This window comes from Ferrimonas marina (genome assembly GCF_900129905.1).
In the GTDB taxonomy this organism is placed as follows: Bacteria; Pseudomonadota; Gammaproteobacteria; order Enterobacterales; family Shewanellaceae; genus Ferrimonas; species Ferrimonas marina.
On record NZ_FQXG01000001.1, the window covers coordinates 422,462 to 443,109 of the forward strand.

Genomic DNA, 20,648 nt, shown 5'->3' on the forward strand with positions numbered 1-20,648 from the left:
CTCATAATTGTTAGCGATACCATCGCATGCCAGAGTGTAGTCAAACCAATAACGACACGATGAAGCTATGTACTTGGGTATTGATCTGGGCACCTCCAGCGTGAAGGTGATCCTCTGGACCCCGGAAGAGGGTGTGATACAGCAAGATTGCCAGCCGCTGACGGTTCAGCGCCCGCACCCCTTGTGGTCTGAGCAGGACCCGCTGCAATGGTGGCAGGCCCTGGATAGCACCATGCTGGCGCTCAAATCCCGCGGTGCCCTGGGGATGGTCAAGGCCATTGGTCTCAGTGGTCAGATGCACGGTGCCACCTTGCTGGATGCAGAGGGTGAGGTGATCCGCCCGGCCATTCTTTGGAACGACGGCCGCAGTGCGGTGCAGTGCGAAGAGTTGGAGCAGCAGGTACCGCAGGCACGTCAGATCACCGGCAATATGGTGATGCCCGGCTTTACCGCCCCCAAGCTGCGTTGGCTCTGGCAGCAGGAGCCTGAGAGCTTCCGCCGGGTCCACAAGGTACTGCTGCCCAAGGATTACCTGCGCTTTCGCTTAACAGGGGAGTTTGCCTCCGACATGTCCGACTCCGCCGGTACCGCCTGGATGGATACCGCCAGTCGCAGCTGGAACAAGGCGATGCTGGAGGCCTGTGGCCTGAGCGAAGCCGCCATGCCTGAGTTGTTCGAGGGCAACCAGATCACCGGCTACCTCAGTGCCAGCCTGGCTCAGCGTTGGGGCATGAAGACAGTACCCGTAGCTGCTGGCGGCGGTGATAACGCCGCCGGTGCCATTGGTGTGGGTTTGACCGAACCGGGCCAGGCGATGCTCTCGCTGGGCACCTCCGGGGTTTACTTTGCCGTCAGTGACGGCTTTAAGGCCAACACCGACGATGCGGTGCACAGCTTCTGTCACGCCTTGCCGGATCGCTGGCACCTGATGTCGGTGATGCTCAGCGCGGCCTCTTGCCTGAGCTGGCTGCAGCAGATCTCCGGCGCAGATTCTGTAGCCCATCTGCTGGCGGAGATGGAGGCCACTCCAGCTAGCCAAACCACCCCATTGTTCCTGCCTTACCTGTCCGGTGAGCGCACGCCCCACAACGATCCCAACGCCGCCGGTGTGTTTTTCGGCCTGCGCCACGATACCCGGCGTGCCGATATGACCCGCGCCGTACTGGAAGGGATCGGTTATGGCCTGGCGGATGGGGCAGAGGCCCTGCACAAGACCGGACTGGAGCCCAGCCAGATCAACCTGATCGGCGGTGGGGTGCGCAACGCGTATTGGCGCCAGCTGCTGGCGGATCAGATCGGCAAGCCGATGGTGTATCGCAAGGGGGGAGACGTTGGCCCAGCCCTGGGGGCCGCCCGGCTGGCCTGTCTGGCAATGAATCCCGACACCCCCATCAGCGACATCTGCCCACAGCCATTAAGCCTGAGTCTGCATCAGCCGGACCAGGCCGAGTACCAGCGCCACCAGGAGCGACGCAGTCGCTTTAACCGGCTTTATCACCAACTGGAAAACCTTTTCTAGTCGACCTTGCTGCGTCGACCACCAAACAACCGAGAGCGGAGTAAACCATGACCCAATACTTTGACCTAGACGCCCCGATCCAGTTTGAAGGGCCCGAGAGCGACAACCCGTTGGCGTTTCGCCACTACAACGCCAACGAGGTGGTGCTTGGTAAGACCATGAAGGAGCACCTGCGCTTTGGTGCCTGTTACTGGCATAACTTCTGCTGGAACGGCTTTGATGTGTTTGGTGAAGGCACCTTTGACCGTGCTTGGCACAAGGGCGGTTCGCCGATGGAGCTGGCCAAGCTGAAAGCCGACGCGGCGTTTGAGTTCTTCTCCAAGCTGACCATCCCGTTCTACTCCTTCCACGACATCGATGCGATCCCGGAAGGCAACTCCATCCAGGAGTACGTCAACAACTTCGCCGAGATGGAGGAGGTGCTGGCGCGTAAACAGGAAGAGACCGGCACCAAGCTGCTTTGGGGCACTGCCAACGTATTCTCCAACAAGCGCTTTATGTCTGGTGCGGCCACCAACCCGGATCCGGAGGTGTTTGCCTATGCCGCCACCCAGATCTGCTCTGCCATGAGCGCGACCCACCGCCTCGGTGGCCAGAACTACGTACTGTGGGGCGGCCGTGAAGGCTATGAAACTCTGCTTAACACCGACTTGCGCCAGGAGCGAGAGCAGTACGCCCGGATGCTGCAGTTGGCGGTGGAGCATAAGCATAAGATTGGCTTTAAAGGCACCTTGCTGATTGAGCCCAAGCCCCAGGAGCCGACTAAGCACCAGTACGACTATGACACCGCCACGGTCTACGGCTTCCTCAAGCAGTACGGTCTGGAGAACGAGTTCAAGGTGAACATCGAAGCCAACCACGCAACGCTGTCCGGTCACTCGTTCCAACACGAGGTGGCCACCGCGGTGTCACTGGGGATGTTCGGCAGCATAGACGCCAACCGGGGCGACCCGCAGTTGGGCTGGGATACCGACCAGTTCCCCAACAGTGTCGAGGAGATGGCCCTGGTGATCTATGAAATCCTCAAAGGCGGCGGCTTCACCACAGGCGGCTTCCTGTTCGACACCAAGCTGCGTAGACAAAGCATCGACCCGATGGATCTGTTCCACGGCCACATTGGTGGCATGGACACCCTGGCCGCAGCGCTGAAGAAGGCGGCGGTGCTGCTGGAGCAAGAGACGCTGTCCAAGTTGGTAGCCCAGCGCTATGCCGGTTGGGACCAGGAGCTGGGACGTCAGATCCTGTCCGGTCAGCACAGCCTGGAAAGCCTCAAGCAGTATGCCCTGCAGCACAAATTGGATCCCAAACCGATCTCCGGTGCCCAGGAAATGCTGGAGAACCGGGTAAACCGCATCCTGTTTTAAGTTCTCTCCTCTGTAGTCACATGGTTATGTGTTTCGCCGGTCTTAGGACCGGCTTTTTTGTATTCCGAATTCGGCCCAAACTGTTGTCAGTGCAGAAATTTGTTACAGTGAGCCAAAGTGACGCAAGGCACTGACCGTGAAACTGTTTTAACCGCAAGGGATGGCATGACCAAACAAACGACAATCCAGGACGTGGCCAAGCTGGCCGGGGTCTCCGCGATGACAGTATCTCGAGTGCTTAATGGCACCAGTAAGGTTGCTGAGGCCACCCGGGAGCGGGTGTTGGCGGCGGTGAAACAACTGGATTACCGGCCCAACGTGTCGGCTCGGCGATTGGCGGGCTCACGCAGCTTTATGATTGGCCTGATGTACGACAACCCCTCCGAAGGCTATGTCAGTCGTTTCCTGCTCGGAGCGCTTAAGCACTGTCGGCAACGGGGCTATCACCTGATCGTCGAGCATTGTGGTGAGCAGGAGGGCAGCCCGGTGGAGCGGTTGCAACAACTGCTGGCGGAGGTGCGGGTGGACAGCCTGATCCTGTTGCCGCCGTTGTGTGACGACAACTCCCTGCTAGCGGAGCTCAAATCCCGCAAGCTGCCCTTTGTCCGCATTGCGCCGGACCGGGATCTCACCGCAGGCCCGTTCGTCTGCATGGACGATTACGAAGCCGCCTTTACCCTGACATCCCACCTGATTGAGCGGGGCCACAAGGCGATCGGCCACATCATTGGCCATCCCAACCAGGGCGCGTCGCGCCTGCGTTACCAGGGCTACCTGGACGCCATGCGCTCACATGGGCTCGAGACCCCACCGCAATTCATTAAGCAGGGCTTCTTTACCTACCGCTCTGGGATGGAAGCGGCGCAGGAGCTGCTGGGACTGGAGCAGCCACCCAGCGCCATCTTCGCCAGTAACGATGACATGGCAGCGGCGGTGGTGGCGGAAGCCCATCGCCGCGGATTGGCGGTGCCGGAGTCGCTCTCCGTGGTGGGATTCGATGACACCCAGATTGCTACCGCGATCTGGCCTCAACTGACCACGGTACGCCAGCCCATCACCGAGATGGCAGAGCAGGCGGTGGAGTTGCTTGCCGGCAATCATTATCCCAACAGCGATAGCCTTTCGGAGCTGCGCCATGTACTGGAGTTTGCCCTGATAGAGCGAGACTCCAGCGGGCAACACGACAAGGATTGAACCGCCCTTAACCAACAAGTTGCAACCTGGGCTTTACATTTACCTGTTTGACTGAGATGTTAGCGATAACAATCTCGGAGTTTCAAGCATGATGGATGTGATAGAAAGCGCCCGTAACGGCGTCGTCCTCGGTAAGATCGAGGGTTGCCATGGGCTATGAGGTAACCCACCTGTTTGCTGGCCAGTGTCAGTTGGCAGAGGGGGTGATCTGGCAGCCGAAGTCGCACTCGCTGATGTGGGTCGACATCTACGGCAACCAGGTGCATCAGCTGTCGCTGCCGGCAAAGGAACACCGTACCTGGTCGGTCGGGGAATACCCCTCCTCGATTCTACCCAGTGCCGATGGCCGAATGCTGCTGACTCAACGTAAGGGGCTCAACTGGTTTCGACCTGAGCAGGGCAGCCTGGAACCCATCTTTAGCCCGGAAGCCGGCCTGCCTGCCAATCGCTACAACGATGCCCAGATCGATCCCCGGGGACGGCTTTGGGCCGGAACCATGGCCATCGACGCCGACGCGCCCAGTGGCCGGCTCTATCGCTACAGCCCCGGTGGTGCCTGGCGCCAGATGGAATCCGACTTCTTTATCTCCAACGGCCCGGTGTTCAGCCCCTGCGGACGGGTACTCTATTACGCTGACAGCCTGGCTCGCACCGTTTACCACTACGAGCTGGACCGCAACTGTGACCCGATCTCCGAACGCCGCCACTTTATCACCCTGCCTGAAGGGGAGGGCGTGCCTGACGGCATGACCTGTGACATCCAGGGCAACCTGTGGATCTGTCACTTCGATGGTGGCGGCATCAGCCGCTATAGCCCCAGTGGTCAGCGTATCGGCTGGATCGATCTGCCGGTAAGCAAGGTCGCCAGTTGCACCTTTGGGGGCTCCAACATGAGCACCCTGTTTATCACCACCGCCCAGGTTGGCCTGAGCCCGGAGGCATTGGCCCAACAACCGCTGGCCGGTGATCTGTTCTGCATCGAAACCGATACCCAGGGCCAGCCCCAACACCGCTTTGCCCAGGCCACCAGCCGCAGCTAGCGCACCAGGAAAGGACTCCAACCATGCTAACAATCAAAGAGAAAGTGGGTTACGGCCTGGGCGACACCGGCAGTAACATCGTGTTCCAGGTGGTGCTCTCCTTTATGGTGTACTTCTACACCGACGTGTACGGCCTCTCCGCAGCAACCGTGGGCACCCTGATGCTGGCAGTACGGCTGTTTGACGCTGTGACCGATCCTCTGATGGGCGGCATCGCCGACCGCACCCGAACCCGCTTTGGCCGTTACCGCCCCTACCTGTTGATCATCAGCATCCCCTACGGGGTACTGGCGGTGATGACCTTTACCACCCCGGAGTTGGGGGAGCAGGGCAAGGTGGTGTACGCCTACGTCACCTACGCGGCGCTGATGACCGTCTATACCGCGATCAATATCCCGTACTCTGCGCTGGGCGGCGTGATCACCGATGACCCCCAGGAACGGGCATCAGTGCAGTCTTACCGCTTTGCCATGGCGATGGCCGGCGGTGCCCTGGTCAGTGCCGCCACCATGCCGCTGGTGCAGATGCTTGGCCAGGGTGACGCTGCCCGGGGCTTTCAGCTGGCGCTGGGATTCCTTGCCACCGTGGCGGTGCTCTGTTTCTGGGGCTGCTTCTTCCTGACCCGAGAGCGGGTTGAACCAGAGCAGAAGCCCAGCAGCGTGAGTGGCGATCTGCGCAGTCTGCTCAGTAACGACCAGTTTCTCTGGGTGGCGCTGATCACCTTCGCCATGCTGGTGCTGGTGGCGATGCGCAGTGCGGTAGCGCCGTATTACGTGGAGTATTATCTGGGCAGGCCAGAGCTGATCACCGCCTTTATCACCACTGGAATGGCCAGTGCGTTGGCTGGAGCGCTGTTCACCAACCTGGTGGTGCGCAAGCTATGTAAGCTGCGGCTGCTGCGCTGGGCCAACGTGGGGCTGATCCTGTTTCACCTGGCGCTGTTCTTTGTGCCCCAGGATGGCCTCTACCTGGCCTTTGTCCTGTTCGGTGCCGCCAACTTCTGCCAGATGATCATCGTTCCGCTGATGTTCTCCATGGTGGCGGACACCGCCGATTATGGTGCGAAGAAAAGCGGTAAGAAGATCATGGCGATGAGCTACTCGGCCCACCTGCTGGTGATCAAGTTGGGCTTGGCGGTGGGCGGCGCACTGACCGGTTGGCTGCTGGGCTATTACGGCTACGTGGCCAACACCGCTCAAAGCGATCACGCCCTGACCGGCATCCTGGTGATTTTCGCGCTCTCGTCGGCCCTGTGTGGCGTGGTGATTGCTCTAGTGCTGCCGCGCTATCGCCTCAACCGCGAGGCCCTGGCCAGGATCCACCAGGATGACCAAGACTCATCGAAAACGGCAATGGCATCATAGTTTTGCCGTGCTCTCACATTGGGGCACACTGGCTTGGTTAGCCCAAGGATAGGAGCCCCGCATGCCCAGCCCAACCCAATACGTTCTGACCCTGCATTGTCCCGATCGCCTGGGGGTGATGGCCCGATATTCCGGCTGTCTGTATGAGCATGGGGCCTTTATCACCGAGGTGAACCACTTCAGTGATCCGCAAACCGAGCGCTTCTTCTCCCGCACCCTGTTTGATGACCGCAATATGGGATGCAGCTTCGAGAAGTTTGTCTCTGACTTTGAAACCCTGGCCGAATCCCTGGAGATGACCTTCGAGCTGCGACCACTGCAGCGCAAGCCGCGCCTGTTGATTGCGGTTTCCAAGGATGACCACTGCCTCAATATGCTGCTGACTAAGTGGCAATCCGGTGTGTTGCCGGTGGAGATCGTCGGGGTGGTCTCCAACCACGATGTGTTGCGGCCCATCGTGGAGTGGTACGGCATCCCTTACCATCACCTGCCCATCAGCGCCGACACCAAGCCCGAGCAGGAAGCCCAAATGATGGCACTGTTCGAACGCTGCGAAGCGGACTACCTGATCCTGGCGCGCTACATGCAAATCCTCTCCGATGATCTGTGCCAGCGTCTTAATGGCCGGGCCATCAACATTCACCACAGCTTCTTGCCCAGCTTTAAAGGCGCGCGTCCCTATCACCAGGCCCACCAACGGGGCGTTAAGGTTATCGGTGCTACTGCCCACTTTGTTACCCCGGATCTGGATGAGGGGCCGATCATCTGCCAGGAGGTAAAGCCGGTGGATCACCGCGACAGCGTCGAGCGCATGGTCCACATCGGCCATGACATCGAGGCGATCACCTTGGCCGATGCGGTGCGCCTGGTGGCGGAGCAACGGGTGGTGCTCAACGGCGCCCGCACCGTGATCCTGTAACGCTGGGCACGGACTGTTTCGGCCTCAGATTTCGGTCTTAGCTTTCGGCTGAAATGTATCGGTAAAAGGTTTCTGCCAACGTGTATCGACCAAGGTGCAATGGGTCTTCCCCCCATGGATGGGGCTACACTGGAGGCACAAACAACAGCGACACAAGAGTAGGGCAGCGATGAGCGCGGACATAGGGGTAATTGGCCTGGCAGTCATGGGCCAAAACCTGATCCTCAATATGAATGACCACGGCATCAAGGTGGTGGCCTTCAATCGTACCGTCTCCAAGGTAGATGACTTTCTCAATGGGCCTGCCAAGGGCACCCATATCCAGGGCGCCCGTTCCCTGCAGGAACTGGTCGACAAGCTGGCAACGCCGCGCAAGGTGATGTTGATGGTGCGGGCCGGCGCCGTGGTGGACGACTTCATCGCCCAGTTGGTGCCGCTGTTATCCCCCGGCGACATCATCATCGACGGCGGCAACACCAACTTCCCCGATACCAACCGTCGGGTCGCGGCGCTGAGAGAGCAGGGGATCCACTTCGTTGGTACTGGCGTGTCCGGCGGCGAAGAGGGCGCACGTTTTGGCCCCTCGTTGATGCCCGGCGGCGCGCCGGAAGCCTGGCCCCACATTAAACCCATCTTCCAGGGCATTGCCGCCAAGGCACCGGTAAGCGCGGACGGCAAGGGCGGTGAACCCTGCTGCGACTGGGTTGGCCGGGATGGCGCTGGCCACTTTGTAAAGATGGTGCACAACGGCATCGAATACGGCGACATGCAGCTGATTGCCGAGGTGTACCACTTTATGAAGGTGGCGCTGGGGATGGACCACGAGCAGATGCACCAGGCCTTTGACTCCTGGCGCAGCACCGAGCTGGACAGCTACCTGGTGGACATCACCACCGATATCCTGGCGTTCAAGGACGACGACGGCGAGCCCCTGGTGGAGAAGATCCTCGATAGCGCAGGGCAGAAGGGCACCGGCAAGTGGACCGGCATCAACGCGCTTGATTTGGGGATCCCGCTGACCCTGATCACCGAGTCGGTGTTTGCCCGTTGTCTGTCGAGCCTGAAAGCTGAACGGTTACAGGCCGAATCTGCCTTTGGCCGCAGCATTGAGGCGGTTCAAGGGGACCAAGGCCAGTGGGTTGAGGCGCTGCGCCAGGCCCTGCTGGCCTCCAAGATCATCTCCTATGCCCAGGGCTTTATGCTGATGAGAGAAGCCTCCAATGAGCACGGCTGGGAGCTGAATTATGGTAACGTCGCCATGATGTGGCGTGGTGGCTGCATCATCCGCTCCGCCTTTTTGGGCAACATTCGCGATGCCTTTGAGCAGGACAGTGAGCTGCAGTTCCTCGGGCTGGACCCGTACTTCAAAAACATTCTGGAAAGCTGTTTGCCGGCCTGGCGCAAGGTGGCAGCCAAGTCGTTAGAGATTGGCCTGCCGATGCCTTGCACCACCTCGGCCCTGGCGTTCCTCGATGGCTTCACCTTAGGCCAGGTACCGGCCAATCTAATCCAGGCGCAACGGGACTACTTTGGCGCGCATACCTACGAACGGATCGACCGGCCCCGGGGCGAGTTCTTCCACACCAATTGGACCGGCACCGGCGGCGATACCGCCTCCACCACCTACGATGTTTGACAGCCAATGGCGGGGTTCACCCGCCACTGACCTTGCCTGTAGTCTGGTAGACAATCTTCACTCTGTAGTTTCAGCAAAGCCAAAAAAAAGAACATGGTTAGACAAAGTGCCTTTTAAGACTACCGCGGCAACGCCACGTCGATTCCACCCAGGCTGCGGCTGAAGCGCTTAGGCCATCGCCCTGAAAGCAGTTGGGCCTTATCTAAACTACGCTTTTACTCCAGTTCACCCGTGAGATGAGCCTACTGGCAGGGTTGTTGCGGTACGGCGCATCTGACTATCGCATCGTTGATCGTCAACCTGGTCGGGGCCCGACACCACATCGCCTGGCCTGACGAGTGAGGCAGCACATGGCACAACAACCGCAAGGGGAGCCGGCAGAACAGGCAACTGTCACGCCTGCCCGCCATCGGCACACACTGGCAATCCTGGTTGCCGTAGTCCTGTTGATCGCCTGGTATCTTGCATCAGAACGGATTACCCCCTATTCCGCCAATGCCCGCAGTAAGGCATATGAAATCAAGGTCGTACCGGACATATCGGGATACGTTGATACCGTTCAGGTGAAAAAGCATCAACAGGTGGCGGCCGGGGATACCTTATTTACCATGGAGAAGCGTCGCTTTGAGCTTGCCGTTACCCAGGCCGAAGCAAACCTGGCTCTGGCGGGTCAACAGGTGGGCTCTGATACTGCCGAGGTTGCTTCTGCCACCGCCGGTTTAACGGAAGCGCGAAGCCGCCTGGATGAAGCCAAAAAGCAAGCTGCTCGTATTTTGACATTGGAAGAAAAGGGCATCGTTGCTAAGGCGCAGGGAGATGAAGCGCGGGCGCAGGTCGAGATGTTGACCGCACAGTTGGGCGTGGCGGAGTCCAAACTGGAGCAGGCAAAGCAACTGTTGGGCACCGATGGGCTATCGAACCCAAGAGTGCAGTTGGCCCAGGCCAGGCTGGAGCAAGCCATGCTGGATCTTTCCCGGACGGAGCTGAAATCGCCGTCCGAGGGCTACGTTGGCTCACTCAAGCTTGATCGAGGCAGCTTTGCCCAGGCCGGCCAGCCGGTGATGACCTTTCTCTCTACCACGGACATCTGGATCGAAGCCTATATGACCGAGAACAACCTGGCTCACATCGAGCCGGGCGATTCTGTTGAAGTGGCCTTTGATGGTTTGCCAGGAGAGATCTATAAAGGCGAGGTAAAAAGCATTGCGGTCGGTGTCTCTACCGGCAAGGTGACCGCGCCCGGTGAGCTGGCCGAGGCAGAAAAGGCCAAGGGCTGGCTGCGCAGCCCACAACGTTTTGCCGTGGTCATCGCGCTCAAGGAGTATCCGCAGCCAGATAACCCCTGGCATGGCCCACGCCACAATGGTCAGGCGGATGTGGTGATCTTTACCGGCGACAACCTGCTTTGGAACGGTTTGGCCAAGCTCTGGATCCGCTTGATGAGCATCTTGTCCTATCTCTACTAACCAGGGTCGATCAGATGGCTTCAATATCGCCTTCAACGGAAGCCCCTAGCCGCCGGGCCGCCAGATTGGCCTTTGGCGGGGCGCTGGCGTTGCTGTTTACCCAATTGTTTCCTTGGAAGCTGTCTTATGTTTGCCCGTTAGTCTGCGTCATGCTGTTGCAGGAGGCTAAACCACTGTCACTACGACTAGGTGCTCAAATCCTTGGATGGGCGGCGTTATGGTTGTTTGGGGCCAATGTGCTTTACCAACTGCTGACCCCAATGCCAGCCTTGCTGCTTCTCGCTGCTGCCGGCGGGCTATTGGTTTTGTTTCGCTGGACACTGACCAGCGGAGTCCATCTACTGGCGGTCGTTGCCGGGGTGCTTAGCACCACGGTGATGCCAATCATGGCGGTGCTGGAGCCGAGCTTTGGTTGGCTTAGTGGGGCCGCCATGTGGCTGAACTTCCTGATGGCGATGCTGTTTGCCTGGTTGGCGTTTACGGTTATCCCGGTGAAGCTTCGAGGCGCGGTTAGCCATGGCCAGACGCAGTCCCTATCCGTTGAGGTGCAGCGGCAAGCCGCTAACACCATGACCTTGACGTTGTTACCGCTGGTTTGGTTTGCCGTCATGTCCGGCCTGACTAACATCCTGATCCCTATCTTTGCTGCGTTCTTTGCTATGGAACTGGGCAGTGCCGGCTCTTATCAGCAAGGGAAGAAGATGTTGATAGCCAACCTGGTGATGGGGGGAGGGGGCACGGTTCTGTTCTACGAACTGATGGTCATCTTTCCGCACCCGGTTGCCCTGGCTCTCGCCGCCGCGTTTGTGCTGCTGTTCTGGGCTCGAAGGATCTTTTACCCAGGGCCAACTGCTGATTACTGGTCTTCGGGCTTGAATGGCTTTGTCGTGCTCATCGGCTCTGCCTTGTATTACGAAGACGTCAGCACCGTGGGTGACCTGATAAAACGGCTCAGCCAGATATTCCTAGCGGCACTGTATGTCTGGCTGATGTACCGCGTAGTGGAGATGGGCCGTTACTATCGCCACTGCCTGACGGCAAGCCGGGACGGATGAACCTGTATGTTTCACTTTGACTGGCAGCGATTTAATTGGCAACTCGGGGCGATATTCGCAATCGGTGTCGTAACGGTATCGTTGCTATTGACTGCCCTTGGTGCCCCGGCCATGGTTGCCGGCTTTAGTGCCTTGTTGGCCTGGCTACCTATTGTCATGGCCGATGGAGTGTCTCTGAAACAGCGGCTGTGGGGGCTGCTGCTGTTTGCGGCCTTGGGGCCGTTACTGCTTTGGCTCTATATCCAGTTCGACCCATTCAGCCTGGCGCACTACGCTGCCATCGCGCTGGTAACCCTGCTTGGCTACCTGTGTCTTTGCTTCGGCACCCATCTGTTTCTGCTGGCGTGGGGAGGGGTGTATTGGTTTCTGCTGTTGCCCTTATTTGTCGAATCACCTCAGGATACCTGGGCAGTAAGCCTGGCCTACATTGCCGGTGTTTCGCTGGTGTTGCTGATAAACCTGGTCAAGCCACTGCTAAGCCGGCCTGCTGATACCCCGGTACCATCAGCAAACGAAAGCTTGCCAATTGGGCAGGTCTTTCTCTTTGCCTGTCTTGTGGCACTTAGCATTGTGATTGGTCTCTGGCTGGGCAAGAGCTGGCTTACCGTGGACCCAACCCTGGTAGCCAATGCCACCCTAAACATGATTAGCCCCAGCCTACGCCAGACCTGGCAAGGAGGGGTAGAGCGCTTGATACTGGGGCTGGTGGCCATAGTAAGCGGGTTTTACCTGGGCTGGTGGTTTCCCCAGGTAGAAGTCGCCTGGTTGGTTACGGTAATCAGCGCCTTTCTTGCCCTTGGCTGTCTGTTCGTCAATATCAATCTTACTGTCGCCATGGTCTTCTTCCTGCTGTCCTATACCTGGGGCAGCCTGGGTACTGAAGCGGCCCACAGAATTGCCAACGAGAAACTATTGGCTGAGTTACTCGGCGTTGCAATCGCCCTGGTGGCCATTGGCACCCTGGCCTGGTATCAGCGTAACAGGGGCAAATGACCCCCCCTGTATCGAGCAGGACAGATAACCTTGCCGTTGAGGAGACGACATGTACCAACAACTGGCTGTCTTAACGCTCCTGCTGTTTTGCTACAGTGTCGTGGCTGCTCGTGTGGAAAAGAGCCTCATCTCAGGGCCAATGCTGTTCGTTTTCGCGGGAGTGCTTTGCGGGCCCGTTGGATTGCAGTGGTTTTCCGGAGATGCTACCCAAACCGAGCTTCGGGTTATCGCGGATCTTACCCTGGCACTGATCCTCTTTATTGATGCAGCCAATGCCAACCTGGCAACCCTCAGACGGAGTTATCACATTCCAGGGCGGATGTTGCTGCTGGGGCTTCCAGGTGTTCTTCTTACAGGATTCGCGCTGGCATTGTGGGTATTTGACCAGATGTCAGTGTACGAAGCGGCCATCCTGGCAACCATACTGGCAGCGACGGATGCTGCTTTGGGGAAGGCGGTCGTCAGCAACAGCAAGGTGCCGGAAACACTCCGGGAGGGGCTGAATGCCGAAAGCGGTTTGAACGACGGGCTGTGCGTCCCAATCTTGCTGGTGCTGATAGCGCTTGCACAGGGGCGGGGCGAGGAGGGGGGTGATCTATTGGCAATTACCCTGGTGGCCCAGGAGCTTGGCATTGGTTTACTTATCGGTGTGGGACTAACCTTGCTGGCCGCGGCCATGATGAGGTTTTGCTACCGGCGAGGTTGGGTTACCAAGGTTTGGTTGCACATCTCCGTGGTCGCCATTGCCGTGGGGATCTTTTCGGTGGCTCAGTCACTGCACGGAAGCGGATACATCGCGGCCTTCACCGGTGGCCTACTCTTCGGTCACCTAATGAAGGAGCACACCCATGATCTGCTGCTCGCCGCGGAATCCGATGGGGAAACCCTGGCCCTGGTCACCTGGTTTGTGTTTGGCCTAGCGGTAGTGGGTCAGGTACTCCCGCTGTTCAACGCGCAAATCGTTCTCTACTCCCTGTTGAGCCTGACGGTGATCAGGGTGTTGCCTATCTTCCTCTCTTTATCGGGAAGCGGCCTCACGCCGGCAAGCCGACTGTTTCTGGCCTGGTTTGGTCCCAGGGGGCTCGCGTCCATCGTTTTCGCCATCATCGTCCTCAACGCAGGCCTGGAGGGTGGTGAGACCATTGCCATCGTGGTGGTCTGTACTGTGTTGATGAGCCTTATCGCCCACGGATTGTCTGCCAATCCATTGGTTCACCGGCTAAGCGACTACCTTAGCAAGCGAGAGAACGCCTCATAATACTCGCTCCACTGATAGCCAGCCAGGGGCAAAGCACTCGACACTTGATGATTTAGCCCGTTAATCATCCCTCAATGGCAAGTAAGCAAAAGGCGGCATTTGACCGCCTTTTCTCTGCATATGCCATCACATTAGGCGGCAATCTCTTCTGGCAACGCCTTCCGGTTTTCCAGCAAAGAATGGGGCAGGGCAGCGGCGCGGATGATCCTGGGGCCTATCTCCTGGAAGCGGCCGTTTTGATCGGCAACCCACAGGTTAAGGTCAAACTTGTCATCCCAAGCTTGCTCCAGTGGTGAACTGGTAACTTTGACGAAATGCCATTCTGGCCTCTTCATCCAGGTACAGGCAATGGGCTTGCCAAAACGCTTCGCAATCGTCGAAATGACGTTTGGCTTCCTTGCGTTGGCGACGTTTGCTGCTTTCTCTCAGAAGCTGCAGGGTTTGATACCACATGTGGTAAGCCTGCTGATGCGCCTTCATCCGTTCGGTTAAAACCTCGCTGCTCATCTGGCTGAGGTTGCCCAGGCGCTCAACGATGTGGCCGTTCTCCCGATTGAGCAGTTGCAGCCCACGCTGAGTTTCCAGGGTCAGCGCATCCAGTTCATGGCGTTGCGCCAATTGGTTGAAGCGATGCTCCAGAAAGGACTTTAGATAAATACCGATGCTTACCACCAGGGTAATAACGATACAGAGAAGGAGAACCAAGGTGGTCCCCAGTTGCGATTCAACCATGCTACGGCTCCGGTGTGTTCAGTGGTCTCTAGCGTTCGCCAATCGATGTCTTGCTGATCGATAAAGCGGAGGTGGGACAGTCCAACAGGGACAGATTGCAAAACCGTGGCATTGAGGTTTCGATAAGGTGTTCGGACGCGACGGTGAGACTGAGCAAGCAAACCTGCATCAGCAATGGTGAAGAAACCACCGTTACCAGCGTACAGGGATGGGGGCCATGACATTGAAAGATTTGATAAATACCTTATTTACCATAATACACATTGTGCGCATTACTGTATTAGATAGCGATTAGAGAGGCAGCCAGAGTGTCTTTGCCGTTATTGAGGCGTTTGCTGGGGCTTCATCAAAGATAAACGTGTTCTCCAGGCTCTTGCTTGATTCTGGTTAAGCGCCTTTAACACCTGTACGGAAAACAGACCCATGATTGTGCTGTCTGTTTGTCCTTTCCGAATGAGCTCAGGCAACGCTGCGGTTTTGCCAGTCACCGCGATTTGCTTTGATGTTGGCATTGCACCTGCGGTGACCTGGATGCCAAGCGTCACGCTCACGATTACGGTAAGTATCACGCTATGAATTGTGCCGAGCCTCTAGAACGATTCCCCGTATCTGCCGCAACTCACCGCATCGCCCAGTGGTAATTCAAGAGAACTTGGCGGCTGATACTCCAGCGAGCGCATCCGGGAAAAACAATTGAAGCTGCCGCCAGGTATTCGAGCTCTGCTGGTCATGGCTGATCTGTTAGCTCCTTTTGTTTTAGGTCTGGGCTTGAGCTTTCCAAGTCAGCACATGCACTTGAGCTGGTCTTTGTCGCCGTACCCATGGATTGCGCAGCCTCCGATTATGTTCTCGGACTTGTCCACAGCGAATCAAACAGCACTCGACGCTACGCGCTACTGGCCCTCAATCCCGACTTTCCTATAAGTCGGGGTTGGCCGGACTCGGCCTCAGATGAGTGATCCCACAGTTACCAGTCTCAGCTCTTCAAACCAGTTGTTCTTAACTTTGAATGACTAGAATTGGGTAAACTGTATAAATATACAGTTATCGCTTGTCTGTGACTTTCATGGCTTTTACCATATTTATATCAGACACTTAAGAGCCAAACCATGGAAAGCCTCGAACAGCCGCCCTACCTTCCCTACTTCGAATCCCTCGAGCATTTCCAGCAAGGTTGTGCCCTGGTGAACCAGCATGTGGCCGGGCTCAGTGCCTTGGGTGTGCAGGATGCGGGCTACCTGTATGAGCTGTGCATCGCTTATCTCGACGAGCTCAAAACCAGCCCCAACAATTTCAAGTCTGCCCGTTCTGAGATCACCACCTTCCTGATCTGGTGCTGGGATATTGAGGGTTTGCCGTTGTCGGAGGTAACCCGCAACGACATGAATCGCTTCCTGGACTGGTGTGCCAGTCCACCTGAGGCGTTGATCAGCAACAGTCAGCGGGCCCACTTTGTCTGGCACAAGGGCTTATCCATGCGGGTGCCCAACCCGCTGTGGCGCCCCTTTGTGAACCGGTTGCCCAAGGGGGTGAGTGCCACCGCAGCCCTGCCCTACAGTCGTAAGGCCTCGGCCACCAAGAACCAGTTGGCGGTGCTCTCCTCCTTTTACCAGTTTCTCAATGACGAGGAGTATTGCGACCGTAATCCCGCTGCACTGGCGATGCGGCGTAGCCGTTTTAGGGAGAACCGCTCCCCACTGCAGTGGCATGAGGGTGAGCAGGAGATCAAGGCGCTTAATCCGCTACAGCTGGCCACCTTGTTTAAGGCGGCAGACCAGCTGGCCGAAGCAGACCCGGCTCGACATGAGCGTACCCGCTTCCTGATCACCTTGCTGTTCTCCACCTATGCCCGCATCTCCGAGGTGGCCGCCCGGCCGGGCTATTCCCCCGTGATGGCACAGATCCGGCGGGACAAGAATGGTGAAACCTGGGGCTTTTACATCCCCATGTCGAAGAACGGCAAGGCACGAACCGTAGCTGTAAGCGATGCGCTGCTGGAGGCTCTTAAGCGTTATCGTACCCACCTGGAGCTCAGCGAGCTACCGGCGCCCAATGAAACCCTGCCACTGCTGGTGCGTCAGCGCACTGCGCAACATGGTCGGGATGCCCAGACCCTCAATGCCAACCTGGGTGAGAACGCCATCCGCGATGAGGTTGAACGGGTTTACCAGCATGCGGCGCAGCTGCTGATAGACGCTGGCCGTACCCACGATGCGGCAGAGCTTCGAACCATGACCGTACACTCATTGAGACACACCGGGATCAGCGCCGATCTGGAGAAAGGCCGCTCGCTGCATCATGTGATGGCCGATGCCGGCCACCAGGACATCGGTATTACCTCACGCTACATCACCGCCTCCTTTGTGGAGAAGTACGAGAGTGCCAGGCACAAGGGATTGGAGAACTGAACAGCCCAAAGCCATTACCACATGTGGTAAACAAGTTGGTAAGCGCAACCAGCTGGGCTTGGATTGCTGTGCAATCCACCGGCTTTGGTACAGTGCACAGCCAGGTTGCTGTGATTATCACCAACGGCGTCTGCTGGCCGTTTCTTTCTCCATTACCACATGTGACAATGCGTTAGATAACAAGGGACTAAAATACCCAGACTGAGATCGAACATGCCTAAAGCCCTGCCCCTGGACTGCCAGTTTGTCCAATTTTTGCTGACCCGCTCTGACCCCTTCCTGGTGCGCTATGCCAGCCTTTCTCAGCCACAACAGTGGCGGCGGAGGGTCGAGGAGCAACAACTGCCCCATTGGCAGGAGCTGGAGTTTCATGATCCGGAGATGCTGTCGCAACAGATACAGCAGTTTGTGGAGCTGACCTTTGGCGCGGGCCGGCTGCCGATGCTAAGGCGGCGGTATGCCACCGAACGCCACCGCCAGGGCAAGCAAACCCGCAGTGTGGAGTTAAGTAACGAGCTAGTCGAGCGGCTGGAAAAGATAAAAGCCAGCCAAGGGCTGCCCAGTTTTACGGCAGCCATCGAGTGGCTGGAAGCGCAAACCGCCGTTAGATAGGTACGTCCCGGTCCATGGCGTCTTCCACTGTATCGTGACTGCCGGATTGGGCCTCACGTTGCTCAAAGAAGTCCACCAGGGCTTCCGGGCTGTCCATATGCAATACGTCTGTCTTATCGTCCAAGCGGTACAGATCGTATTTGCCGGAGTGCGGCTCCGGCGTGCTCAAGCCATAACCCAACAGGGCTGCGCGCTTGGCGTAGAGGTTGAATTTCAGACCCATGTTTCCTCCCAGGGTGCTGTCCCTTCCTCCAGTGTAATGCCTGTCGGCCAAATCGCGATGGATAGCGGTCCTATCCTTGATCTGCCTTCTCAGCTTTTGGGCCTAACAACACAAAGCCGCGACTTTGCGCGGCTTGTGATCGGTTCTATTTGCTGGCCCAAACAGAACTAGCTGAACGCCTGCAACCCGGTTTGCGCCCGCCCCAGGATCAAGCCGTGGACATCGTAGGTGCCCTCGTAGGTGTTGACGGTTTCCAGGTTGATCATATGGCGGATAACATGAAACTCATCGGCGATGCCGTTACCGCCGTGCATGTCCCGGGCCATGCGGGCGATATCCAGCGACTTACCGCAGTTGTTGCGTTTAACCAGTGAGATCATGGTGGGATCCCAGCCGCCCTGGTCAATCAACTGCCCGACTCGTAGTGACGCTTGCAGGCCTAAAGCGATCTCGGTCTGCATATTGGCCAGCTTGGTCTGGAATAGCTGGGTCTGGGCCAGTGGCCTGCCAAACTGCTTCCGGTCCAGGCCGTACTGGCGTGCTGCATGCCAGCAGAACTCCGCCGCCCCCAGCGCACCCCAGGAGATCCCGTAGCGGGCCATGTTCAGGCAACTAAACGGCCCCTTCAGGCCACGGACTTCGGGGAACATGTTCTCTTCGGGGATGAACACATTATCCATCACGATCTCGCCGGTGATGGAGCTGCGCAGGGACAGCTTGCCCTCGATCTTGGGCGCGCTGAGGCCTGCCATCCCCTTCTCCAGCACAAAGCCGCAGATCTGGCCGCCCTCGGCCTCGTTCTTAGCCCACACCACAAACACATCGGCGATGGGCGAGTTGGTGATCCACATCTTGGAGCCGGTCAGGCGGTAGCCGCCATCCACCTTCTTGGCGCGGGTGGCCATGCTGGCCGGGTCTGAGCCAGAGTCTGGTTCGGTCAGGCCGAAACAGCCGATCCATTCACCGGTGGAGAGCTTGGGCAGGTACTTCTGTTTTTGCGCCTCGGTGCCGAATTGGTAGATTGGATGCATCACCAGCGAGGATTGCACGCTCATAGCGCTGCGGTAGCCGCTGTCGACCCGTTCCACCTCGCGGGCAATCAGGCCATAGCTGATGTAGTTAATACCGCTGCAACCGTAGCCGTCGATGGTGGCGCCAAGCAGCCCCATTTCGCCAAACTGGCGCATGATGTCAGGGTCAAAATGCTCGTTGCGATTGGCCATCAGGATCCCCGGCATCAGGGCCGCCTGACAAAACTCTCGGGCGCTGTTGCGGATCATCCGTTCGTCTTCGCTGAGCTGCTGATCCAGCAGCAAGATGTCGTCCCAATTCGCTAAATGTGATGCCACCTGTTACCGTCCTTTTGGCTTGCTTAACGCCGTCGAGGCGTTGTCGATAATGTGTCGGATAACCCTGTCAGACAGGGTCCTCTGCGTCTGATTCAGGGTCAATAGCTATGCGCCGTTGTACCAGTGCGTTGTCCTGGCCCAGTACCGGTGGGGCGCGGTGGTACTGGATAGGTGTGTCGGAGAACACCACAGGGTTACCTACCTGTGGGACGCTGCCCACGGAAGCATGAGGTAAGGAGAACTGAAGCTCTCGATGTTTTACCTGGGGCTCCTCGAACACGCGATCCAGTGTGTTGATTGGGCCACAAGGCACCGCCGCATCTGCAAAACCGGTTAGCCAGTAATCCATCCCTTGCTGTTTGAGGCGCTCGGCCAGCCTGGCGACTAACGCCTGCCGGTTCTCAACACGCGCCGCGTTGGTGGCAAAGCACGGGTCTTCAGCCCACTCGGGCCGTCCAACGATGCGACAACACTCGGCAAACTGACGGTCGTTACCGACGGCCAGCAGGAGATGCCCATCCTTTGCAGCAAACGCTTGATAAGGGACGATATTGGGGTGCGCGGTGCCCATTCTTTGCGGGACATCACCGCTGACCAGGAAGTTACTGGCCTGGTTTGCCAGCCAGGCCACCTGGGTATCCAATAGCGCCAGGTCGATGTGTTGGCCCTGGCCACTTTGCTGTCGGTGGTGAAGCGCTGCCAGGATCGCTGAGACGGCATACATACCGGTCATCAGATCGGCCACCGCCACACCCACCTTCTGGGGCCCACCATCCGCACTATCCGCACTATCCGGCGCGCCGGTTAAGCTCATTAAGCCGCCCATCGCCTGGATCATCGCATCGTAGCCGGCCCGTTCGGCGTCAGGGCCGGATTGGCCAAAGCCGGTTATGGAGCAGTAGATCAGCGCTGGATTGAGCGCTTTCAGGCTTTCGTAATCCAAGCCGTACTTGGCGAGCCCGCCGACTTTGTAATTCTCCACCAGGATGTCGCTTTGGGTTACAAGACGGCGGATCTGCTGCTGGCCGGCCTCACTGGTGATATCCAGTTCGCAGGAGTGCTTACCGCGATTGGCGCAGAGAAAATAGGCGGACTCCCGAGCGCCATCGGCCCCCTCGACAAAAGGTGGCCCCCAATGGCGGGTATCGTCACCCTGCCCTGGCCGCTCTATCTTAATCACCTCGGCACCGTAGTCAGCCAACACCTGGGTGGCCCAGGGGCCAGCAAGTATCCGGCTAAGATCCAATACCTTTACACCGTTCAATGGTCCTGACATCAAAAGCTCCCAAAGCTAAGGACGCGAAGCCGTAGCTAAGCCCAATCGCCATCTCTTCAAACTCGTCCAATCGGTAGATCAAGCAGGCCTATCATCCTTAGGTCACCGACGAACTCAGAAGTGGCACAAAGTGGCACCACTGAAGCAATCTCTACCTTGTCTTCATTGCCAGTGCAGCCTGACTGATATGGTTTTCGGCTTGGCTTTTACCAGCGTCGCTCTCTCGTCCTGTATCCCAAG

At 58.0% G+C, this 20,648-nt stretch carries 18 protein-coding genes; 14 read left to right on the forward strand and 4 right to left on the reverse strand.

Annotated elements, in window-relative coordinates:
* The first annotated feature begins 67 nt into the window (after window positions 1–67).
* From xylB to BUC04_RS02020, 12 genes are all read left to right on the forward strand, one after another.
* Window positions 68–1,519, forward strand: a complete 1,452-nt coding sequence (gene xylB, locus BUC04_RS01965; protein WP_067654615.1) for a xylulokinase — start codon at window positions 68–70, stop codon at window positions 1,517–1,519.
* 47 nt (window positions 1,520–1,566) lie between these two features.
* A complete protein-coding gene (gene xylA / locus BUC04_RS01970; protein ID WP_067654617.1) occupies window positions 1,567–2,883 on the forward strand; it encodes a xylose isomerase in 1,317 nt (438 codons plus the stop codon).
* 165 nt (window positions 2,884–3,048) lie between these two features.
* Window positions 3,049–4,077: a LacI family DNA-binding transcriptional regulator gene (locus BUC04_RS01975; protein WP_067654619.1), complete on the forward strand. Its 1,029-nt coding sequence runs from the start codon at window positions 3,049–3,051 to the stop codon at window positions 4,075–4,077.
* A gap of 149 nt (window positions 4,078–4,226) precedes the next feature.
* Entirely contained in the window at window positions 4,227–5,117 is an 891-nt protein-coding gene (locus tag BUC04_RS01980) for an SMP-30/gluconolactonase/LRE family protein (protein ID WP_067654621.1), read from the forward strand.
* Between the two features lie 23 nt (window positions 5,118–5,140).
* Window positions 5,141–6,481, forward strand: coding sequence for a glycoside-pentoside-hexuronide (GPH):cation symporter (locus BUC04_RS01985; RefSeq protein WP_067654623.1), 1,341 nt, complete (start codon window positions 5,141–5,143; stop codon window positions 6,479–6,481).
* Between the two features lie 61 nt (window positions 6,482–6,542).
* Window positions 6,543–7,400, forward strand: a complete 858-nt coding sequence (purU, locus tag BUC04_RS01990) for a formyltetrahydrofolate deformylase (RefSeq protein WP_067654625.1) — start codon at window positions 6,543–6,545, stop codon at window positions 7,398–7,400.
* A gap of 169 nt (window positions 7,401–7,569) precedes the next feature.
* A complete protein-coding gene (gene gnd / locus BUC04_RS01995) occupies window positions 7,570–9,036 on the forward strand; it encodes a decarboxylating NADP(+)-dependent phosphogluconate dehydrogenase (protein WP_067654627.1) in 1,467 nt (488 codons plus the stop codon).
* Window positions 9,037–9,386: 350 nt separating this feature from the next.
* A complete protein-coding gene (locus BUC04_RS02000; RefSeq protein WP_073325516.1) occupies window positions 9,387–10,502 on the forward strand; it encodes an HlyD family secretion protein in 1,116 nt (371 codons plus the stop codon).
* 14 nt (window positions 10,503–10,516) lie between these two features.
* Window positions 10,517–11,557, forward strand: coding sequence for a DUF2955 domain-containing protein (locus tag BUC04_RS02005; RefSeq protein ID WP_082766533.1), 1,041 nt, complete (start codon window positions 10,517–10,519; stop codon window positions 11,555–11,557).
* A gap of 6 nt (window positions 11,558–11,563) precedes the next feature.
* A complete protein-coding gene (locus tag BUC04_RS02010) occupies window positions 11,564–12,550 on the forward strand; it encodes a hypothetical protein (RefSeq protein ID WP_067654633.1) in 987 nt (328 codons plus the stop codon).
* A gap of 49 nt (window positions 12,551–12,599) precedes the next feature.
* Window positions 12,600–13,808, forward strand: a complete 1,209-nt coding sequence (locus BUC04_RS02015) for a cation:proton antiporter (protein WP_067654635.1) — start codon at window positions 12,600–12,602, stop codon at window positions 13,806–13,808.
* Window positions 13,809–13,882: 74 nt separating this feature from the next.
* Window positions 13,883–14,104, forward strand: coding sequence for a hypothetical protein (locus BUC04_RS02020; RefSeq protein ID WP_067654637.1), 222 nt, complete (start codon window positions 13,883–13,885; stop codon window positions 14,102–14,104).
* Here BUC04_RS02020 and BUC04_RS02025 read toward each other — a convergent pair.
* Window positions 14,079–14,540: a hypothetical protein gene (locus tag BUC04_RS02025; protein WP_067654641.1), complete on the reverse strand. Its 462-nt coding sequence runs from the start codon at window positions 14,538–14,540 to the stop codon at window positions 14,079–14,081. The genes BUC04_RS02020 and BUC04_RS02025 overlap by 26 nt on opposite strands.
* A gap of 1,109 nt (window positions 14,541–15,649) precedes the next feature.
* Here BUC04_RS02025 and BUC04_RS02030 point away from each other — a divergent pair.
* Together BUC04_RS02030 and BUC04_RS02035 are read left to right on the forward strand one after the other, a co-directional pair.
* Window positions 15,650–16,948: a tyrosine-type recombinase/integrase gene (locus BUC04_RS02030; RefSeq protein WP_067654644.1), complete on the forward strand. Its 1,299-nt coding sequence runs from the start codon at window positions 15,650–15,652 to the stop codon at window positions 16,946–16,948.
* A gap of 213 nt (window positions 16,949–17,161) precedes the next feature.
* Complete coding sequence (locus BUC04_RS02035; RefSeq protein WP_067654647.1) at window positions 17,162–17,560, forward strand: hypothetical protein; 399 nt, start codon at window positions 17,162–17,164, stop codon at window positions 17,558–17,560.
* Here the strand turns inward: BUC04_RS02035 and BUC04_RS02040 are convergent.
* The 3 genes from BUC04_RS02040 to BUC04_RS02050 form a co-directional block, all read right to left on the reverse strand.
* Complete coding sequence (locus BUC04_RS02040; protein WP_067654650.1) at window positions 17,553–17,783, reverse strand: hypothetical protein; 231 nt, start codon at window positions 17,781–17,783, stop codon at window positions 17,553–17,555. The two genes, BUC04_RS02035 and BUC04_RS02040, sit on opposite strands and share 8 nt — an antisense overlap.
* Before the next feature lie 167 nt (window positions 17,784–17,950).
* A complete protein-coding gene (locus tag BUC04_RS02045; protein WP_067654653.1) occupies window positions 17,951–19,132 on the reverse strand; it encodes an acyl-CoA dehydrogenase in 1,182 nt (393 codons plus the stop codon).
* Between the two features lie 67 nt (window positions 19,133–19,199).
* A complete protein-coding gene (locus BUC04_RS02050; RefSeq protein ID WP_067654656.1) occupies window positions 19,200–20,408 on the reverse strand; it encodes a CaiB/BaiF CoA transferase family protein in 1,209 nt (402 codons plus the stop codon).
* Between the last annotated feature and the right edge of the window lie 240 nt (window positions 20,409–20,648).